Source organism: Lewinella sp., assembly GCF_050633125.1.
In the GTDB taxonomy this organism is placed as follows: Bacteria; Bacteroidota; Bacteroidia; order Chitinophagales; family Saprospiraceae; genus Lewinella.
Genome location: NZ_JBOEFX010000121.1, coordinates 1 through 829, shown reverse-complemented (window position 1 = coordinate 829; position 829 = coordinate 1). Strand labels below are relative to the sequence as shown.

The window sequence follows — 829 nt, the reverse complement described above, 5'->3', positions numbered from 1 at the left end:
GCATCTGCCGTTGGGCGGATTACCAAGCTAAACAATACATCTTCAGAAGTAGCTTTACCATTCCAAGAAGTAGTGATCTGGCCTTCAGCAGCATAACGCAGACCGAAGTTCTCAGCTGTAGCTGCACCGTACTCGATGTCTACTAGCTCAGCGCCATTCAGATTCAACGTACCCTGGAAGCCTTCAACAGCAGACATATTCTCACCAGTAATTGCTACCGTGTAAGTATTGCCCGCCTTCATTGCGATATTCTCAGCAACGAAGTTGAACTGACCGTTCAAGGTACGATCATCACCTGCCAATGCATTGGCTTGTGCTGATCCGTTTACATCACCAATCTTAACTCCTACGAAATCAGCGTTAAGAATATTCCCCGCCAAGTTGTTCTCATTGATCAACTCTGGGAAGGTTTCATCCCATGGGTTCGTAAGATCAGGGAAGTCATAATCAGCGGCTACAAAGCGCCAGCTCGTATTGTTCGGGAATGCTGTGACCTCATTTAAAATAAGCTTGCGGATATGAATCAAATCCAGTGTCGTAATCGTTCCGCTACGGTTAGCATCCGCTGCAATACGTTTGTAAGGACCTGCCAGTACATCCACATTCAGGATGTGCTTAGAAATCTTCACGATATCAAAGGTCGTCACGCCATTCAGTGGGTTGGCATTCAGGTAAGGCGTTACTGAATAATCACCACCCAGTGCCAAGTTACTGAAACTGTATGTTCCGTCCGTATTCGTAACCATCATAGAGGCCATGCCACCACTAATACTTACCTCTACGTCTTCTACAGTCTCGTTACTTTCTGTTGCGATTACACCCTGGATTG

Annotated in this window: 1 pseudogene; it reads right to left on the bottom strand. The window is 46.2% G+C overall.

What is annotated here, in order from left to right:
- Nucleotides 1-829 (bottom strand): annotated as a pseudogene (locus tag ACRBG0_RS23695) (hypothetical protein); the annotation flags it as partial.